This window comes from Actinomadura logoneensis, from assembly GCF_003428695.1.
GTDB classification, from domain to species: domain Bacteria; phylum Actinomycetota; class Actinomycetes; order Streptosporangiales; family Streptosporangiaceae; genus Spirillospora; species Spirillospora logoneensis.
Genome location: NZ_QURH01000342.1, coordinates 1 through 510, shown reverse-complemented (window position 1 = coordinate 510; position 510 = coordinate 1). Strand labels below are relative to the sequence as shown.

1 protein-coding gene is annotated in these 510 nt (G+C 81.2%); it reads left to right on the top strand.

Annotated features, from left to right (window positions below; genetic code table 11):
- Nucleotides 1–502 (top strand): hypothetical protein (locus DZF91_RS39990; RefSeq protein WP_199486807.1); only part of this gene is annotated, 502 nt, incomplete at its 5' end.
- Nucleotides 503–510: the final 8 nt, after the last annotated feature.

Genomic DNA, 510 nt, shown 5'->3' with positions numbered 1-510 from the left:
GCGGGCGGGCGGCGGCGGGGCTGGCCGGGGCGGACGGCCGGGGTTCGAGCCGGTGTTCGTCGCGGGCCGGCTCGGGCGGCGGACGGTCCGGTGCACCGGCGTCCCCCCGAGGGTGCTGCTGCACGAGTACGCCCGGCTGTCGGAGCGCGCGGGCGGCTGGCCGCTGGCGCTGGCGGACGCGGCGCCGGTCTTCGGCGTCCGGCGGGTGCCCCGGCAGCGGGTGATGCTGACGGCGGTGCAGGCCGAGGTGGCCCTCGCCGTGGACGGCCGGCGCACGCCCGCCGGGGTGGCCGCCGAACTGGGCCGTCCGGTGGTGGTGTGTCTGGAGGCGGTGCGCGCGCTGACGGCGCTGGGGCTGGTGGAGCGTCCGGTGGTGGGGGTCGGCGGGCCGCTGCGCAGGCGGGTCCGGCATCCGGGTGAGGTGCCCGGCGGCCGGCTCGAGCCGCCGCCGGTGGACCTGGAGACCCTGATGCGGCTGCGCGCCGCGCTGGAGCGGGTGTGACCGGCGGC